The organism is Pantoea sp. SIMBA_079 (assembly GCF_046940275.1).
Classification (GTDB): domain Bacteria; phylum Pseudomonadota; class Gammaproteobacteria; order Enterobacterales; family Enterobacteriaceae; genus Pantoea; species Pantoea borealis.
This window is the reverse complement of the sequence record NZ_JAWRYR010000737.1, coordinates 1-246: the sequence shown is the minus strand read 5'-3', so window position 1 is coordinate 246 and position 246 is coordinate 1. Positions and strand designations below refer to the sequence as shown.

Genomic DNA, 246 nt, shown 5'->3' with positions numbered 1-246 from the left:
CGGCCGTTATGCCGGCAAAACCCAGGCCTTGCGCCCCATTTTCAGCGAATTCGGCCTGATCCGTTTCCGCGCCCTGGTCGAAGTGCGCTGGCTGCAGCGCCTGGCCGCCCACCCGCAAATCGGCGAAGTGCCGGCGTTCTCCGCCGAAGCCAACGCCCTGCTGGACAGCCTGGCCAACGATTTCAAGCTGGAGCACGCCGAGCGCGTCAAGGAAATCGAGCGCACCACCAACCACGACGTCAAGGC

The 246-nt window shown here is 65.4% G+C and carries 1 pseudogene; it reads left to right on the top strand.

From position 1 onward, the window contains the following. Positions 1 to 246: pseudogene (locus tag SB719_RS21910) on the top strand (adenylosuccinate lyase); the annotation flags it as partial.